At 60.2% G+C, this 17,067-nt stretch carries 19 protein-coding genes; 6 read left to right on the top strand and 13 right to left on the bottom strand.

What is annotated here, in order from left to right; translation table 11 throughout:
- Nucleotides 1-10 precede the first annotated feature (10 nt).
- The 8 genes from I6L41_RS03805 to I6L41_RS03770 all read right to left on the bottom strand — a co-directional run bounded on the left by I6L41_RS03805 (nt 11) and on the right by I6L41_RS03770 (nt 7,288).
- On the bottom strand, nt 11-1,162 hold the full coding sequence (locus tag I6L41_RS03805) for a homogentisate 1,2-dioxygenase (RefSeq protein ID WP_216962104.1): 1,152 nt from the start codon (nt 1,160-1,162) through the stop codon (nt 11-13).
- Nucleotides 1,155-2,291: a 4-hydroxyphenylpyruvate dioxygenase gene (gene hppD / locus I6L41_RS03800; protein WP_216962102.1), complete on the bottom strand. Its 1,137-nt coding sequence runs from the start codon at nt 2,289-2,291 to the stop codon at nt 1,155-1,157. Before hppD ends, I6L41_RS03805 begins: the two co-directional genes overlap by 8 nt.
- A 224-nt stretch (nt 2,292-2,515) precedes the next feature.
- The gene (locus I6L41_RS03795; RefSeq protein ID WP_216962100.1) at nt 2,516-3,184 is read right to left on the bottom strand and encodes an HAD family hydrolase; all 669 of its coding nucleotides are present in this window, start codon (nt 3,182-3,184) and stop codon (nt 2,516-2,518) included.
- Nucleotides 3,185-3,210: 26 nt separating this feature from the next.
- A complete protein-coding gene (locus I6L41_RS03790; protein ID WP_216962097.1) occupies nt 3,211-3,870 on the bottom strand; it encodes a TIGR01621 family pseudouridine synthase in 660 nt (219 codons plus the stop codon).
- Nucleotides 3,871-4,046: 176 nt separating this feature from the next.
- A complete protein-coding gene (locus tag I6L41_RS03785) occupies nt 4,047-4,739 on the bottom strand; it encodes an ABC transporter permease (protein ID WP_139401838.1) in 693 nt (230 codons plus the stop codon).
- Nucleotides 4,740-4,742: 3 nt separating this feature from the next.
- On the bottom strand, nt 4,743-5,483 hold the full coding sequence (locus tag I6L41_RS03780) for an ABC transporter permease (protein ID WP_005352911.1): 741 nt from the start codon (nt 5,481-5,483) through the stop codon (nt 4,743-4,745).
- Between the two features lie 211 nt (nt 5,484-5,694).
- The gene (locus I6L41_RS03775) at nt 5,695-6,468 is read right to left on the bottom strand and encodes an ABC transporter substrate-binding protein (protein ID WP_216962095.1); all 774 of its coding nucleotides are present in this window, start codon (nt 6,466-6,468) and stop codon (nt 5,695-5,697) included.
- Between the two features lie 49 nt (nt 6,469-6,517).
- Entirely contained in the window at nt 6,518-7,288 is a 771-nt protein-coding gene (locus I6L41_RS03770) for an ABC transporter ATP-binding protein (protein WP_005337310.1), read from the bottom strand.
- 532 nt (nt 7,289-7,820) lie between these two features.
- On the opposite strand from I6L41_RS03770, the gene I6L41_RS03765 reads away from it, so the two are divergent.
- Entirely contained in the window at nt 7,821-8,723 is a 903-nt protein-coding gene (locus I6L41_RS03765; RefSeq protein WP_100647227.1) for a lysine exporter LysO family protein, read from the top strand.
- 103 nt (nt 8,724-8,826) lie between these two features.
- Here the strand turns inward: I6L41_RS03765 and iadA are convergent, their stop codons facing one another.
- Both iadA and I6L41_RS03755 read right to left on the bottom strand, forming a co-directional pair.
- The gene (iadA, locus tag I6L41_RS03760) at nt 8,827-9,957 is read right to left on the bottom strand and encodes a beta-aspartyl-peptidase (protein WP_216962092.1); all 1,131 of its coding nucleotides are present in this window, start codon (nt 9,955-9,957) and stop codon (nt 8,827-8,829) included.
- 66 nt (nt 9,958-10,023) lie between these two features.
- Nucleotides 10,024-10,803, bottom strand: a complete 780-nt coding sequence (locus I6L41_RS03755; RefSeq protein ID WP_042053117.1) for an ABC transporter substrate-binding protein — start codon at nt 10,801-10,803, stop codon at nt 10,024-10,026.
- A 388-nt stretch (nt 10,804-11,191) separates the two neighbouring features.
- Here I6L41_RS03755 and I6L41_RS03750 point away from each other — a divergent pair, with 388 nt between their 5' ends.
- The gene (locus I6L41_RS03750; RefSeq protein WP_216962089.1) at nt 11,192-11,800 is read left to right on the top strand and encodes an ACP phosphodiesterase; all 609 of its coding nucleotides are present in this window, start codon (nt 11,192-11,194) and stop codon (nt 11,798-11,800) included.
- Nucleotides 11,801-11,856: 56 nt separating this feature from the next.
- On the opposite strand, the gene I6L41_RS03745 is transcribed toward I6L41_RS03750, so the two are convergent.
- Nucleotides 11,857-12,240 (bottom strand): DUF2069 domain-containing protein, encoded by a 384-nt coding sequence (locus I6L41_RS03745; protein WP_216962087.1) that lies wholly within the window; start codon nt 12,238-12,240, stop codon nt 11,857-11,859.
- A complete protein-coding gene (arsC, locus tag I6L41_RS03740) occupies nt 12,237-12,587 on the bottom strand; it encodes an arsenate reductase (glutaredoxin) (protein WP_216962084.1) in 351 nt (116 codons plus the stop codon). Before arsC ends, I6L41_RS03745 begins: the two co-directional genes overlap by 4 nt.
- Before the next feature lie 60 nt (nt 12,588-12,647).
- Here arsC and I6L41_RS03735 point away from each other — a divergent pair, with 60 nt between their 5' ends.
- The gene (locus I6L41_RS03735) at nt 12,648-13,130 is read left to right on the top strand and encodes a TlpA disulfide reductase family protein (RefSeq protein ID WP_216962081.1); all 483 of its coding nucleotides are present in this window, start codon (nt 12,648-12,650) and stop codon (nt 13,128-13,130) included.
- Nucleotides 13,131-13,220: 90 nt separating this feature from the next.
- Here the strand turns inward: I6L41_RS03735 and I6L41_RS03730 are convergent, their stop codons facing one another.
- Nucleotides 13,221-14,675 carry a M48 family metalloprotease gene (locus I6L41_RS03730; RefSeq protein ID WP_005333848.1) on the bottom strand — a complete coding sequence of 485 codons (1,455 nt, stop codon included), beginning with the start codon at nt 14,673-14,675 and terminating at the stop codon, nt 13,221-13,223.
- Between the two features lie 121 nt (nt 14,676-14,796).
- Here I6L41_RS03730 and I6L41_RS03725 point away from each other — a divergent pair, with 121 nt between their 5' ends.
- Genes I6L41_RS03725 through I6L41_RS03715 form a run of 3 tightly spaced genes read left to right on the top strand, consistent with a single transcriptional unit; the run spans nt 14,797 to nt 16,968 of the window.
- Nucleotides 14,797-15,030, top strand: coding sequence for a sulfurtransferase TusA family protein (locus I6L41_RS03725; protein ID WP_216962078.1), 234 nt, complete (start codon nt 14,797-14,799; stop codon nt 15,028-15,030).
- Between the two features lie 25 nt (nt 15,031-15,055).
- Nucleotides 15,056-16,126, top strand: a complete 1,071-nt coding sequence (locus I6L41_RS03720; RefSeq protein WP_005333851.1) for an AI-2E family transporter — start codon at nt 15,056-15,058, stop codon at nt 16,124-16,126.
- Nucleotides 16,127-16,161: 35 nt separating this feature from the next.
- Nucleotides 16,162-16,968, top strand: a complete 807-nt coding sequence (locus tag I6L41_RS03715; protein WP_216962075.1) for a MipA/OmpV family protein — start codon at nt 16,162-16,164, stop codon at nt 16,966-16,968.
- Nucleotides 16,969-17,067: the final 99 nt, after the last annotated feature.

The following is a 17,067-nucleotide window of genomic DNA, read 5'->3' as shown; positions in this document are numbered from 1 at the left end:
AAGCGATTCCTTATTTGCCGGCAGCAGCGTCCGGGCGCTGCCAGCTGGAGACATACCGGGTGTTCTCGATCCCTTCGCACAGACTGCCAACGTTCAGCGCATCGCGGGTATCGAGCATGACCGCCACCTCGTCGGTGAACTTCTTGGCATAGGCCTGCCCTGCCGCAAACGCCTTGGGATGGGGGCCGTGGGTGAAACCGGCGGGATGGAAGGTGACCATGCCCCGCTCGATATTGTCCCGGCTGAAGAAGTCCCCGGCGTGGTAAAAGAGCACCTCGTCATAATCGTCATTGCTGTGATAGAAGGGCACCTTGAGGGCGCCGGGATCGCTCTCGATGGGGCGCGGCACGAAGGTACAAATCACGAAGCGGCTCGCCACAAAGGTCGAATGAGCTGACGGCGGCAGATGGTAGCGGTGGCTCATCAGCGGGCGGATATCCCGCCAGTTGAGGCGCACCACGCACAAATCCCCGTGCCACCCCTGCGCATCCAGCGGGTTGAAGGGCCAGGTGATGACCGATACCTGATCGTGGCGTTTCACCTGCAGCGACCAGGGATTCTCATCCTGCTGGGCCAAAAAGCGCTCGTTGATGGCGGGCACATCCAGCGCCGCCGGGTCGAAGATGGCGTGATTGCCCACCAGCCCCTTGTCCGGCAGCTGATAGCTGTCGTTGGTCGCCTCGATCATCAGGATGAACAGGGGCGCTGTCGGCTCGATGCGCCACATGGTGCCACGGGGGATCACCACATAGTCGCCGTCCCGCAGGCTCAGGTGGCCGTAGTCGCAGAAGAACTCGCCGCCCCCTTCGTGGATAAAGAGCAGCTCGTCGCCATCGGCATTGCGCACCAGAAACGGCATCGCCTCGGATAGCCGCCAGACTCGATAGCGGCAATGGGGGTTGCTGAGAATGTCGGGAGCCACCCAGGGAGAGAGCGAGCTTACTTCCTCCTGCAGGGCATTGAGGTCAAACAGCCGTGGCCGCAGCGGCCCCTCCCAACTGCTCCAGTCGGTGGGGGCATGCTTGTGGTGCATGTGGGTAGCTGGGCCGAAAAAGCCGCTGCGCCCCAGTTCGCGCTCATAGATGGCCTGTTCCGGCAGGTCGGCATGGGCCTGCCGGGAGTGGGTCCCCTCCCGATGGGGAAAGTTAATCCAGTTACGCATCGCTCGCTCCCTCTTTGCGGGCACCCTTCTCATCCTCGCCGCCATCCAGCACGCCACGGCGGATCTGGTCCAGCTCGATAGATTCAAACAGCGCCTTGAAATTGCCCTCGCCAAACCCTTCGTTACCCTTGCGCTGGATGATCTCGAAGAAGACCGGGCCAATCACGGTATCGGTGAAGATCTGCAGCAGGATGCCATCCTTGGTGGGGGAGCCGTCGATGAGGATGCGCAGCTCTTTGAGGGCCGCCAGATCCTCCTGATGCCCCTCGACCCGGCTGTTCACCTTCTCGTAGTACGTATCGGGCGTCGGCATAAAGCCGGTACCGCGGCTGCGCAGGGTGCGGATGGTGTGGTAGATATCGCTGGAGGCCATGGCGATGTGCTGGATCCCCTCCCCCTTGTACTGACGCAGGTACTCCTCGATCTGGGACTTGTCATCCGCCGACTCGTTGATGGGGATGCGGATCTTGCCGCAGGGGGCGGTCATGGCGCGTGAATGCAGCCCGGTCAGCTTGCCCTCGATATCGAAGTAGCGAATTTCACGGAAGTTGCCGATCCGCTCATAGAAGTTGGACCAGACATCCATGTTGCCGCGATGGACGTTGTGGGTCAGGTGATCGATCTCCATAAGACCGGCATCCACCTCTGCCATCCGGGACTGCCAGTCGGGGTAGAAGACAAAATCCACGTCATAGATGGAGCCCTTGTCGCCATAGCGGTCGACAAAGGAGAGCGTGCTCTCGCCGATACCGTAGATGGCGGGAATATTGAGCTCCATCGGGCCAATCTTGCCGACAAAGGGCTTGGCCCCCTTGGCGATGGCGTACTGCTGGGCTTTGCCCGCATCGCTCACCCGAAACGCCATGCCGCAAACGCTCGGCCCGTGCAGGCTGGCAAACTGCTCCGCCTGGGAGTGAGGCTCGGCATTGACCACAAAGTTGATATCCCCCTGCCGGTAGAGCCAGCACTGCTTGTGTTTGTGCCTGGCGACCTCGGCAAACCCGAGCGAAACGAACAGGCTCTTGAGGGCAGCAATCCCCTTGGCATCGGGGGCCGTGTACTCGACAAACTCGAAGCCATCTGTGCCTAACGGATTGATGGTATGGGTGGCGGAAGAGGTGGCATTCATCGGGCGCTCCTTGCTCTTGATTCGGTTAAAACGGATTGCGGCACCCAGCGGCGCAGCAAGTGTTAACAACTTGTTTCATTAGAGGCAGGGCGTAGCAGGAAGAGAAGAGGCGGGCTGCAGATAGTTTTTCGCAGCTGGCAGCAAAAGATGTAAATGAATTGTGACATTCAAGCCACAGCCTTGCGGATCAAACGGTGACGACCCACAGGACTGTCAGCTTTGCCTTACAGTTGCCAGTTTTTGAGCATCAGATGGGGCAAGCAGGCCCGGGCCTTTTGCAATCGCGTGGGCGTCGGATTGATCAACCACGCCTCTTCCCCCAACCCCAGCAGCGGCAGATCGTGCAGGCTGTCGCTCAAGGCCAGCTCGGCATCGAGGGCGCAAATCTCCGGCAGCAGCTTGTGCTGTCCGTGGCAATAGAAGCGCGGCATCAGGCCACCAAAACGGTAGTGCATCTGCGAGCCAATGATCCGGTGGGGCAACTGGCCGGGCAGTTGCTGATAGAGTTGGGCTCGCACCAGCGCGCAGGGGCTGGCGGAGATCACCCAGCAGCGCGCCCCCTCGCTTTTCAGCAGATCGCGAGCCTGACGATACAGCCCCGGCCTGGTACGGCAATAAGCGCGCACCAGCTTGCGCCAGCCGAGAGGAGAGAGCCCCAACGAGATGGCCCACCAGATAAGGGAGATACCGCGCCGCCGCTGGCTGGGAAGAAGATAGACCAAGCCACCCAGCACAATCACTGGCAACAGCAGCAGCGGCCAGATCCGGCGGCGCAGGATATAGCGCAGCAGACCGGCGTGGCTGTCGCCGGGGGCCAGGGTGTCGTCAAAGTCGGCCAGGATCCAGCGCGGCGCACGTCCGTCAGGAGCACGCTCTTTCGCTGAATGGATCATGGTGTCAGACGCTGGGCGCATCAGCATCAGGGCGCAAGGGCTGCGATGGCTGCCGTGAGCTCGGGGGTGGCAAATTCACTCCCCACATCGGGCGGGCAGACAAAGTCGAACGGCTCGCCCGCCAGCGAAAAACTCAGTCGCCAGGCGTGCAGATAGCCGCGATCGGCTGGCGTACCGCCATAGCGTTCATCCCCGAGAATAGGGGCGCCGATACTTTTGAGGGCAACCCGGATCTGGTGGGTTTTGCCGGTCTGGGGCTTGATGCGATAGAGCCGCAGCCCCTCGTGCACCGACACCGAATCAAACCAGCTGATGGCGGGGTTTTCCAGAGTACGCGCCAACATCCAGCTGCCGCCGCGCCCCTTTTGCATATCCCCTTTCACCCAACCCTGCTTCTTCTTCGGTTTACGATCGGAGAGCGCCAGATACTGTTTGCTCACCTCACGGGCCGCAAAGGCCATACTCAGCTCGCGATTCGCCTCCGTGGTGCGGGCCAGCAGCACCAGCCCAGAGGTCATCTTGTCGAGCCGGTGTACCGGATAGAGGGTGAGCCCGGTATCGGCCTTCACGCGATTGACCAGCCCCGGATTGACCGACTCACCGTCGCCCTTCTCGTCGTGCATGCCGATGCCGGGCTGCTTGTCGATAACCAGGAAAGCGGGATGCTCAAACAATATCCGGTACATAAAACCTCGGGAACTGGGGAATAAGGCATGCAGCCAACGACTGGCGGCGCTCGGGAGTGCTGCATTCTCCCTGCTCGGGCACTATTTAGCAAACCGGGCGGGCAGAGGATAAAGATAAAAAATGGCCCCGCCTGCAACAGGCGGGGCCATTTTCGCTCATCTTGGCAGATCACACCTTACACATTGCGCGGGCGCAGGTGGGCGTGCCAGCGCGCTTCCCACTTCTTGAACAGCCAGACGATGACAAAGGTGAGCAGCATATAGAGCAGCCCTGCGGTCAAAAACGCCTCGAACGGACTGTAGTAGCGGGAGTTGATGATCCGCGCCGCGCCGGTCAGATCGACGATGGTGATGATGCCCGCCACCGCCGAGCCTTGCAGCATGAAGATCACCTCGTTGCTGTAAGCCGGCAGTGCCCGACGAAACGAGTTGGGCAAAATGATCCGGGTCAGGGTCTGCCAGCGGGTCATGCCAAAGGCGTTGGCTGCCTCAATCTGGCCGCGCGGCATATTGTGTACCGCCCCGCGCACGATCTCGGCGGTATAGGCAGCGGTATTGAGGGTGAAGGCCAGCAGGGCACAGAACCAGGCCTCGGAGAAGAACGACCAGGCGGCACTGTTCTTCAGCCACTCCCACTGGGCGGCGCCGTAGTAGATGATAAAGAGCTGCACCAGCAGCGGGGTGCCGCGAAAGAAGTAGATATAGGCCCAGATCGGCCCCTTGATCAGCCAGTTGCGGCTATTGCGCAGGATGCCCATGGGCACCGCCAGCATCAACCCAAGGATCAGAGAGAGGGCCACCAGCCAGACGGTGGTATAGAGCCCCTCCCAATAGGTGGGCCACTCTTTGAGAATGATTGAGAAATCCATGGCTTACCTCGTCTTGATGGCATAGTGACGCTCGGCCCACTTGAGCGCCGAGGTGGAGACTGCGGTGAAGATCAGGAAGATCAGCGCCACCGCCATGTAGAAGGTGAAGGGTTGCTGGGTCGAGCCCGCCGCCAGCGAGGCTTTGCGCACCATGTCATCAAGGCCGATGATGGAGACCAGCGCGGTGGTTTTCAGCAGTACCAGCCAGTTGTTGCCAAACCCCGGCAGGGCGTGGCGCATCATCTGGGGGAAGAGGATCCGCACAAACACTTGGGTTGCCCGCATGCCAAAGGCCCGTGCGGCCTCCAGTTCGCCTTTGTCCACTGCCAGAATGGCGCCGCGAAAGGTCTCGGTCATGTAGGCGCCGAAGATAAAGCCGATGGTCGCGACACCGGCCACAAAGGGGCTGATGTCGATATAGTCCGGGAGCAGGGAGACCCACTCCTGATTGGGATTGCTCTCCAGTAACCAGCTGTTGTAAGTCTCATTGACCCAGGTGCAGATGCCGTTGATCAGCACCTGGCCGCCAAAGAAAAGCAGCATCATCAGCACCAGATCGGGGATGCCGCGAATAATGGTGGTGTAGCCGGTGGCGATGGCCCGGGCCCACTTGTAGGGAGAGAGTTTGGCCAGCGCCCCCAGCATCCCCAGCAGCAACGCCAGCAGCAGGGAGGCCAGCGCCACTTCCAGGGTTACCCAGGCGCCCTCCAGCAGCGAGGCTTCGTATCCTTTCAAATCAAACATATGCAGCTCCATCGCCACTGAATCTTCACGCACCTGCTAACCAGAAGGCTCCATAGCAGTCCGAATGAAATATGTGCAGCTCCATTGCAATCAATGCGGGCCCGTAAACTCCCTCAGGGAGGTGACGGGCCCGATGACTACTGACGGGATCAACCTGTCGTTACTTGCCGTAGACGTCTTTGGACTTACTCGCCGTAAACGTCTCTTTGTTTTACTCTCCGTAAACGTCGAACTCGAAGTACTTGTCGTTGATTTCCTTGTACTTGCCGTTGGCACGCAGCGCCAGAATGGCGGCGTTGAATTTCTCTTTCAGATCCTTGTCAGCCTTGCGCACCGCAATACCGGCACCCTCGCCAAACCACTTGGGATCGGTCAGTTTCGGGCCGACGAATTCAAAGGCATCACCGCCCTCTTTCTTCAGCAGACCATCGGTGATGGCGGCAGAGTCGGCCAGCACATAGTCCACACGACCGGATTTCAGATCGAGATAGGCTTCATCGGCCGTACCGTAACGCTTGATGGTGGCGTTGGGGAAGTTGTCGGTAATAAAGGTATCCATGGAGGTCGCACGCTGCACCGCGACGGACTTGCCTTCCATAAAGGCTTTGTCGAGCTGCACGTCAGTGCCCTTCTTGGCGGCGAAGCGGGCCGGAATGTGCTGGTACTTCTGGGTGAAGTCCACCTTCTTCTTGCGCTCTTCGGTGATGTCCATGGTAGCGATGATGGCGTCAAACTTGCGCGACAGCAGCGCCGGAATGATGCCGTCCCAGTCCTGCTTGACCAGGGTGCACTTCACTTTCATCTCTTCGCACAGGGCGTTGGCGATGTCGATATCAAAGCCTTTCACCTCGCCACTGGGCTCGGTCCAGGAGAAGGGGGGATAGGCACCCTCAACCCCGATCCGGACCTCTTTCCACTCCTTGGCCATCAGGCTACCGGACACGAGGGCAGTAACTACGGCTGTCGCCAGCATCAGCTTGTTCATGTATCTCTCCTTGATAAAACAGTTGATTGGGTAACCAGGCATCCCGCCATCAGTAGATGGAGGAGATGAATTGCTTGAACCGCTCGGATTTGGGATGGGCGAAAATCTCCTTGGGGTTGCCCTCCTCTTCCACCCGCCCCTGATGCAGAAACATCACCTTGTTCGATACATCCCGGGCAAACGACATCTCGTGGGTCACCACCAGCATGGTGCGCCCCTCTTCGGCCAGCTCGCGCATCAGGCCGAGCACCTCCCCCACTAGCTCGGGATCCAGCGCCGAGGTGGGTTCGTCAAACAGCATCACCTCGGGCTCTACCGCCAGCGCACGGGCGATGGCGGCCCGCTGCTGCTGACCACCGGAGAGGTGGCCGGGATAGTAGTCACGCCGCTCCCAGAGTCCAACCCGGTTGAGCAGTTGCTCCGCCTTGGCCAGTGCTTCGGCGCGAGGCACCTTGAGCACCTGGATCGGCACTTCGATGATGTTCTGCATGATGGTCATGTGTGACCAGAGATTGAAACTTTGAAACACCATGGCCAGTCGGCTGCGGATCCGCTCCACCTGACGCATATCCTCGGGCAACCGCTCGCCGGCGCGGCTGGTTTTCATCCGGATCAGCTCGCCATGGAGCGAGACGGTGCCGGATGAGGGGGTTTCGAGCAGATTGATACAGCGAAGAAAGGTCGACTTCCCCGAGCCGGAGGAGCCGATAAGGGAGATCACATCCCCCTTGTGGGCGGTCATGTCGATGCCCTTAAGCACTTCGTGGGTGCCAAAATATTTGTGCAGATCACGTACTTCCAGTGCGGCAACGTCGCTCATCCATTACAACCTTGTCTGTCCCTAGACGCCGCAGGGGGCGTGACTCAACCATCGTCCATTTAACAAAAAGTTAACCGATGGCAACCTTCAGCGAAAATATCACCCGGATAGTGAAAAAACAATACAGAACGAGGGTCTTCAGGGGATTCGCTCTATTTTTATTCGCTCTTTGCGTATTTTTCAGCACTTTGTTTGCATAAACAGCCGTTTCAATGGCTATTCCGATAACGCCTTTTTATACCCCAATCATATCAGTGGCAAGAGAAAAGCGTGATATGTGCCAAACCGGCACCAAAATGGCTTTATGCACACCCTTGCCGAGCGAAATATCGGCCACCCGATCGGATCAACTTGATTTTATTGGTGCACTCGGGCTCGCACAGAACCTTATTGGACAGAGAGGTTGTGGCAAAAAAGTAACAATCTGCCCCAAAAGGGCTGTTTTCGGCCATGAAAGCGATAGATATGTGACACAGAGCCAATAAGTAATGATAAGGTGGTGTTTTTATCAGTTTTTGTGATCGAGGCCTCGATGCTGCTCAATGTGTTGCTGATCCTGTTGCCACTGGCAATCGGCTATCTGGTTCCCCTCTCCTCTGCCCGGCTGATCAAGCTGGTCAACCAGAGTCTGGGCAAGATGGTCTACCTCATTCTGTTTCTGATGGGGCTCGGGCTTGCCTATGTGGAAAACTTGGGCAGCAATCTGGCGGTGATCTTCAAAGTCGCCGGGGTGATGCTGACCGCGATCACGATCTGCAACCTGCTGGCCCTCTGGTGGCTCGACAAGCGCACGCCGCCGACCCACGAGGCGAGCGATAGCAAAATGCCGAGCAAGCTGCACCTGTTGTGGGAATCCCTGCAGCTCTGCTTTGTGGTGCTCGGCGGTGTGCTGCTCGGGTTGCTGGTGGATCTGCGCGCACTGCCCATCGACAAGTGGAGCGAGTGGGCCCTGATGCTGCTGCTGTTTCTCATCGGGGTGCAGATGCGCAACTCCGGCATGCGGCTGCGCCAGATCCTGCTCAACCCCTGGGGGATGAAAATCGCAGCCACCGTCATCCTCAGCAGCTGGCTGGGCAGCCTTCTGGCGGCCCAGTTGCTGGGCATGCCCTTTGCCCATGGTCTGGCGATGAGCTCGAGCTTCGGCTGGTATTCGCTCTCCGGCATCCTGGTGGCCGACAAACTGGGACCGGTGCTCGGTTCTGCTGCCTTTATCAACGATCTTGGCCGCGAGCTTATCGCCATCCTGATCATCCCGGTCCTGATGCGACGCCACCCCTCGGCGGCCATCGGTTACGGCGGAGCCACGGCGCTGGACTTCACCCTGCCGGTTATCCAGAAATCAGGGGGCATTCAGGTGGTGCCGGTGGCCATTGTCTCCGGCTTTATCCTGAGCCTGCTCGGCCCCATCCTGATCCTCGGGTTTCTGGCGATCTAAGCCTGATTCCCAAATTGCAGATAAAAAAGCCCGACCTTGTTGTCGGGCTTTTGCTGTTTGGAGCAACCACGCACTCGCACTGGCTGCGATATTGCCCGCAGCCTTATTCGCGCCACTGGCCGCCGCTCATAACCCGTTCGATAGCAAACGTCCGGTCGTGCACCAGCAGCAGATCCGCATCCTGCCCGACCCCGATACGCCCCTTGCTGCCAAGCCCCAGCGCCTGCGCCGGATTGCTTGTCACCACGGCCAACGCCCTCTCCATCGAGACACCGAGCCGGGTCGCGCGCACGCACAGCTGCCACAGGCTGGCAATCTGACCGCAGCGCATCTCGATTAGCCGCCCTTCGCCATCAAAGCGCGGCAGGCTGGCGTTGGCATCTGAGCTGAAGGTGATGCGATCGGCAGGCACATTGGCGGCCAGCAGCTCGAGAAACGCATCGGCGGCAAGCCGCTCGCCATCCTCCAGCAGATCGGGAAAGCTCGAGGTGGTGAGGTCGACCCAACCTCCCGCCTTGCCCCACTCGATGGCCTCGGCAAAGAGCCAGGGGTTGCGGTTGCAGTGAGTGGGATAGAGCTGGCGCAGCGGAATATCGGTCTCATCGCGAAGAGCCCGCAGGGGGGCCAATGCCCCCTTGCCATCCCCGACATGGAAGAAGCTGATCCCGCTCTTGCCCGCAAGCAGCCCGGCTACTCGCGCCTCGCTGGCAAGCCTGGCCAGCTCATCGTGGGTCGGCGCGCTGGATCTGTGGTCACTGATGGCCACCTCCCCCACCCCCAATACCTCGGGGATCAGGATGATGTCCGACTCCACCGTGCCGGTCAGGGTCTTGACCGGCAGATGGTAGGAGCCGGTATACATAAAAGCGCTCACCCCGGCGGCGCGAAACTCGCGCACCTTGCCGAGCACCTGCGCGGGAGTGCGGGTCAGGCTGTCGGTGCCAAGCGCCGCCACCAGGGTGGTGACGCCGGCCTTGAGCGCCTCGCTCGCCGCCAGTTCCGGGGTGCGAAAAGCAAAGCCCCCCTCACCGCCACCGCCGGTGATATGGGCCAGCGGATCCACCAACCCGGGTACCAGATAGCGGCCTCGACCATCGACCCTGTGCAGCGGCCAGTTTGTGGGCACCGTCAACCCCTTGCCCATCCAGGCAATGCGGCCATCAGCCACCAGCAGATCCTGCTGGCCAAGGTGGGTGGGGCTGAAGATCTCGGCCCCCTCGATCAGGGTCAACATGGCGATCCTCCTTGCACGATTGTCGCTTGCCCAATGAAAAGAGAGGGAGCAAGCTCCCTCCCCCCGTCAACCACCATATATATCGTACTTAAAGTACTTCTGGTTGATCTGCTGATAGGTGCCGTTGGCACGCAGTGCCTTGATCGCCTCGTCCAGCTTGCCCTTGAGCTCCTTATCGCTCTTGCGCACGGCGATCCCCATACCATCACCAAACCACTGGCGATCGGTCAGGGCAGGCCCCACATAGTCGAACTTGTCGCCCCCCTCTTTGCCAAGCAGCCCCTGCTCAATGGCAGAGGCATCGGCCAGCAGGGCCAGCACCCGACCCGCTTTCAGATCGAGATAGGCCTCATCGGCATTGCCGTAGCGGACTATGGTGACATTCGAGCCAAAATTGTCGGTCAGGTACTTGTCGTGGGTGGTGGCCCGCTGCACCCCGATGCGCTTGCCCGCCATGCCTTCCGGGGTCAATGTCAGCTCGGTCCCCTTGGCCGCCACAAAGCGATTGGGAATATGGGCATATTTCTCGGTGAAATCGACCTTCTGGCGCCGCTCGTCGGTGATCGACATGGCGGCGATGATGGCATCGTATTTGCGCGACAGCAGGGCCGGGATCATGCCGTCCCAATCCTGCGCCACCAACTCGCACTTGACCGCCATCTGCTTACAAAGGGCGTTGGCGAGATCAATATCAAACCCCTTGATCTCGCCCGACGCATCGGTCCAGGAGAAGGGCGGGTAGGCCCCCTCCACCCCGAAGCGAACGGTTTTCCACTCCTTGGCCATGGCGGGGGTGGCCAGCAGGCTGGCAACAAACAGGGCTGAGAGGGTCAGTCTGATCTTCATCATGAGTACTCCATTACATAAAAAGCGCACAGGCGCGGACAAGGCACCGCAGGCGAATGCATGCGATGACCAAAAGCGGCAAAATCTGGATGAGCGAGATCACGCCCGAGCGGGCGTCAGTGAACTGCTCCAGAGGTTCGATCTATTCGTCGAACCACTCGGAGAGATAGAAAGGCTTGAAGTAGAAGGCCAGAAAAAAGCCTCTGGCTTTGCGCATCATGGTGGTTTGTCGCGTCCTGTGACAAAGATGGAATCACCTTAGCACGCCCGAATTTTGCCCGGCAAGAGGCAGCCGCCAGGCAGTAGCAAAATCCCGACATGGTCAAGGCGGGCGGGATCCGTTAGGCTCGAAGCACCTTGCCATCCCATAACAGACCCACAGCGACCGATGAATTTTCTGGCCCATCTCCATCTGGCTGCCCACACCCGAAGCTCCCTCACCGGCAATCTGCTCGGCGATTTCGTCAAAGGCACGCTGCCCACGGGGCTTGCCGCCCACTTCGATGAGGGGATCTGGCTGCACCGCAAAATTGATGCCTTCACCGACAGCCACCCCGAGCACAAGGCGGCCGTCGCCTGTTTCGAGGCCCCCTGGCGCCGCTTTGGCGGCATAGTGGTGGATATGATCTACGACCACTGGCTGAGCCAGCACTGGGAGCTGGTCAGTACCGAACCCCTGCCCCGCTTCCTGCAACGCAGTTATGACCAGCTATTGGCCGATCACCCACGCCTGCCGGACGGACTGCCACTCCCCCTCAAACGGATGGCCGAGCAGAACTGGCTCGCCTCCTACCGCCACAGGGAGGGGCTGGGGCAAGCGCTGAATGGCATCGGTCGCCGACTGCGCCGCCCGGTACCACTGGGAGAGGCGCTGCAACTCCTCGATGAATCGCAGTGGCAAACATGCGAGGCGGGATTTCTGCGCTTCTATCCCGCGCTGATGGACTTTAGCCAGCAGCAGCTGGCCCAATATCGGGCAGCCCAAGGGGCACAGTGATCCCTCTGGATAGAGCTGCTTCCCCATAAAAAACGCCCCTTGCGGGGCGTTTGTCATCAGCTGGCTTCGTCTTTCTTTTTGCGAATGCTTAAGCCCAGTTCGCGGCCACGCAGACGGGCGTAGTAGATGGTGCCGACAAACGCGAGGGTGGTGAAGACCAGCTCCACCACCGCCAACCACCGCTCCCCCTCATCCGTGGTGATCAGGGTGAGGGCGTGGAGGAAGTAGGGCATCAGCACGAAGTTGCCCCAGGCGTGGGTATAGGGGTTGCCCTGCACTATCCCCTTGAGGGGGAAGAGCAGCGGTACCGTCCAGATCACCGGCAGCAGCCAGGGGTTGAGGTCCGGATGGGGCGACAGCCACAGATGCCAGAGGATGACCCAGCCCAGCAGACCAAAGAAGCCGACCAGAGTCAGCAGACGGGCAAAGCGGGTGCTCACTTGAGGATCTCCAGCACCTGCTCCGGCGGGCGACCAATGCGGGCCTGACCATTCTTGATGACAATTGGGCGCTCGATCAGCTTGGGATGCTGGTGCATGGCGCGAATAAGGGCATCACCGCTGACATCGGCCAATCCCAGCTCCTTGTAGAGCTCTTCCTTGGTGCGCATCAGCTGGCGCGGGTCGCTAAAGCCAAGCAGGGTCAGCAACTTGCGGATCTCCTCTTCACTCGGGGCCTGCTCCAGATAGAGCACCACATCAGGGGCGATCCCGTGCTGTTCCAGCAGCGCCAAGGTTTCACGGCTCTTCGAGCAGCGCGGATTGTGGTAGATTTGGGTCTCGCTCATGGTGACTCCCTGATTAATCGCAAGATGGGACAAGAAACGGCGCTATTGTAGGGGAAAGTGATGGTCAGGGTAAGCGGCAGTGGAAAGGAATTGAAACGAATTTGTTGGCTGATTGTGGCTGGCCTGCTGGGCGCCTGCACGCCTGCCCCCGAATTTACCGATGCAACAGGGCAGTCGGTCAGCCTGCGCCACTTTGCCGGCAAGCCGATGCTGATCAACTACTTCGCCCTCTGGTGCGCCCCCTGCCTGCGGGAGATGCCGCGCCTCAACGGGCTGGCGGCAGAAGGCCAGATCACAGTGGTGGCCATCAACTACGACCCGACCACGCCAGCAGAGCTGGACAAGCTGGCTGCGCAGTATCACATCAAGGTGCCGCTCCTTATTGCCAATGAAGATGCCAGGCTCCCCTTCCCTCGTCCAAGCGGCCTGCCCACCAGCTATCTGCTCGATAGCGAGGGCAAGCTCAAGCAGACGCTGGTCGGCGAGCTCGACCAGCAGCAGATCGAGATGCTCAAGGCGACCGCCAGCGGCATGAGTCACTAGCCCATCGCTGCTATCACCGTCCCCCACATCAACGCCACCGCCATAAACAACAAGGGCGCACCATCGTGCGCCCTTGTTTGATAGGTTTCGTTAGCCCTTGAGGCTGTCGAGATCCTTCTTGGCCCGCTCCAGCTCGGTGATGCGCGCCTCCAGACGAGCCAGGGTCATCCGATCGCTGGTGGTACCGCGTGCCACGATCAGCTCATCGATGGCCGCCTGATAATCCCCGCGCAGTGCGAGCATCTCGGCCCGCGCCATATGCAGCTCGGTCATTCTGCCCGCCTTGCGATAGGCATCGGCCAGCAGGTTCCAGGCCAGATTGTTCTCCTCATGGGCACGGGCATAGGGGTCGAGGATGGCGATGGACTTCTTGTAGTTGCCGCTCTCGAGGTAGGCATTGCCGAGGTTGACCACCACCACTTCGTTATCCGGCATCCGGCTGCGGAACTTCTCGAGGCGCGCGATGGCCTGAGCACTGCGCCCCTTGGCCAGATCGATGTCGGTCTGGGCATCGACGATAAAGAGATCTTCCGGATGACGGGCCGCCAGCTCCTGCATCAGGGTATCAGCCTCGTCGGTGCGCTTGAGCTGGATCAGCGCCAGCGCCTTGCCATAGATTGCGGCATCCTTGAGCGGGTAATCCCCCTTCTGGATCCGGCTATCGAAGTAGCTCAGCAGTCCCTGAGGGGTATCGGTACCAAAACGCACCTGAATCCGCACCTTGGCCAGCCAGAAGTCGAGGCTGGGCGGCAAGTCGCGGCGACCATAGCTGCCCGCCCGAGCGCGGGCCTCGCTGATCCGGGTCTCCGGCAGCGGGTGAGTGAGCAGCATCTCCGGCGGCTTGCTGGCGTAACGGTATTCGGCAGCCAGTTTCTGGAAGAAGTTGGCCATCCCCATGGGATCGAAACCGGCATCATAAAGCGTCTTCATGCCGATGCGATCCGCTTCATATTCGTTGTCGCGGGTGTAGTTGATGGCCGACTGCATGGAGAGGCCCAGCGTAGTCTGCAACGCAGCGATACCGGCAGTCGGGTTGATCACCGCCAGCGCGATGGAGCCCACCAGACCGGCCAGGGTCACCGCCGAGCTGCTCGCCTGCGCTTCCATATAACGGGCGATATGGCGCTGGGTCACGTGGGTGATTTCGTGGGCCAGTACCGAGGCCAGCTCGCTCTCGCTGTCGGCGTAGAGGAAGAGGCCAGTGTGCACCTTGACTCGCCCGCCGAGGAAGGCGGCCGCGTTGATGCTGGGATCATTGATGAGGAAGAAGGTAAACGGGAAACGCACCCCATCGGCGTTGGTCAGCAGTCGCTGACCCAGATCGTCAATGTACTGGCTCAGCACCGGATCATCGATGATCGGCAGGCCCGCGCGGGCAAAGCGCATAAAGGCGTTACCGTAGCGCACTTCCTGCTCGATGGGCAGGGCAGCAACCCCGGCCGTGCCGATGTCGGGAAGCTGGTTGTTGGCCTCGGCATGAAACGTGGCGCCCATCAGGGAAGCCAGCAGGGGAAGCGATGCCATCAGGGGGGAAAAACGTGCCACGTTATCTCTATCTCCATCAGAAAGGGCCTCGGCAGAATACCCTTGCCCATCAAGGGCTACAAGCGTTGTTTCACGCTCTTATCACGGCCATAATAGCGGCCACCTGCCTGATGGAGCCCCCATGGAAATTCTCGACCTGACCCCCTGGCGTTGCCCCGAGCCGCTGATCCGGCTCAAGCTCTGGTTAAGAGAGGCCAAAAGCGGTCAAACCGTCACCATCCGGCTGACCGATGCGGGCTCCCGGCAGGATATTCCGGCCTATCTGCAGCGTCAGGGCCACCATGTCGAGATGCAGCAACAACCGGACAATACCCTCTCTTTGCAGTTGGTTGTCGGGGCGAAGCAACCATCTTGAGCCCCAGTGATGTAAGGATGCAGTCATGTTAGAAGTATTGAAGCGCTGGTATCAGACCCGTTTTTCCGATCCCGATGCCGTTACCCTGTTCCTGTTGCTGGTGTTCTGCTTCACCATCATCTGGCTGTTTGGCGATCTGCTGGCCCCCCTGCTGGTGGCGCTGGTAATGGCCTATCTGCTGGAGTGGCCGGTCGCCCGGCTGCAAAAAGCGGGGCTGTCGCGCACCCTGGCCACCAGCGTCATTCTGATCCTCTTTATTGCGGTAGCAGTCGCCTCCTTGCTGGGTCTTATCCCGACGCTGGTCAGTCAGGGGATCAATCTGGCCAAAGAGGCGCCGGCCATGCTGACCCACGCTCAGGATTATGTGCGCACCCTGCCGGACAAATACCCCGAGCTCATCGACGTCAGTCTGGTGGAGACCGTCATCGACAATATTCGCCAGCGCATCCTCAGTGGCGGCGAGCATCTGGTGAGCGCCTCCCTCAGTTCGCTGGTCAACGTGGTCGCCATCATGATCTACCTCATTCTGGTGCCGCTGATGGTCTTCTTTATGCTCAAAGACAAGCGGGTACTGATGGGCAGCCTGCGCCGCTTCCTGCCGCGCAACCGCACCCTGGTCAACCGGGTGTGGGTCGAGATGAACAACCAGATCATCAACTACATCCGCGGCAAGGTGATCGAGATCCTCATCGTCGGCATCGCCACCTATGTTCCCTTCGCCCTGATGGGACTGCGCTACTCGGTGCTGCTGGCTGTCGCGGTCGGCTTCTCGGTGCTGATCCCCTATATCGGCGCTGCCGTGGTGACCGTACCGGTAGCCATGGTCGCCCTGTTCCAGTGGGGGCTCACCCCCGAGTTCGCCTGGCTGATGGTAGCTTATCTGGTCATTCAGGCCCTCGATGGCAACCTGCTGGTACCGGTGCTCTTCTCGGAAGCGGTCAACCTCCATCCGGTGGCCATCATCATCGCCGTGCTGGTCTTCGGCGGCTTGTGGGGATTCTGGGGAGTCTTCTTCGCCATTCCCCTCGCCACCCTGGTCAAGGCGGTGATCAATGCCTGGCCAAAACGCGAAGAGATGCCCGGTGCCGCAAAATAACCTGCTTCCCCTGCAATCGTGACAACGGAGTGTCCATGACCTTTTTTCGTCCAATCAGAGCGGCAGGGCTGACGGCCCTGCTCCTCGCTGCCGCCCTCCCAGCGCGTGCCGATATCGATCTTGGCGCCATGGATCTGCTCACCAGCGACAGCCCTACCAGCCCGGTGCCACAGGGCTTTGTCGCCGGAGCGGCGCTCATCGGGGGACAAGCCCGCTATGAAGCGCAGGACAACGCCCTCTACGCCATCCCCGGCTTTATCTACTTCGGCGACGACTTTATGTTTCTGGGAGATCGGGCCCGCTACTACTTCCACAAGGATGAGAACGTGGCCCTCTACGGCTATGGCCGGGTGCGTTTTGGCAATCTGGATCCCGAGGATTCGCCCGCCTTCAGCGGCATGGAACAGCGCAAATGGCAGCTGGAAGGCGGGATCGGTGGCAACATCATCACCCCCTACGCCCTGCTGACCGTGCGGGCCAACAGCGATGTCACCGGCCGCAGCAAGGGGCAGGAGCTGCTGCTGTGGGCCGACTTCCCCATCCTGCGCGACAACCTGCTGATCATGCCCGGCATGGGACTGATGCTGCGCAGCAACAAGATGGCCAACTACTACTTCGGCGGCATCTCCGAGAGCGAGGCGACTGCCCAGCGGCCCGCCTGGGATACCGGCACCACCCTCTCCCCGATGGCGGCCCTCATCACCAGCTACCGCTTCAGCCCCAACTGGATTGGCATGTTTGCCATGAACTACGAATGGTATGATCGGGACATCAAAAACAGCCCCATCGTCCAGCACGATGGCGAGCTCTATGCGGGTTTTGCGCTGGGCTATATCTGGTAACGGTTATGAGTCTTGAACCGTGAGACACGACCAAACAAAAGGGAGCCCTTGGCTCCCTTTTTCACGGCCATCATCAGGCTGGTAGTACAGCCTGCTCAG

Source organism: Aeromonas sp. FDAARGOS 1411, assembly GCF_019047125.1.
Taxonomy (GTDB): domain Bacteria; phylum Pseudomonadota; class Gammaproteobacteria; order Enterobacterales; family Aeromonadaceae; genus Aeromonas; species Aeromonas veronii.
Note: the sequence above shows the minus strand (reverse complement) of the source record. Positions and strands in the feature narration are given on the sequence as shown.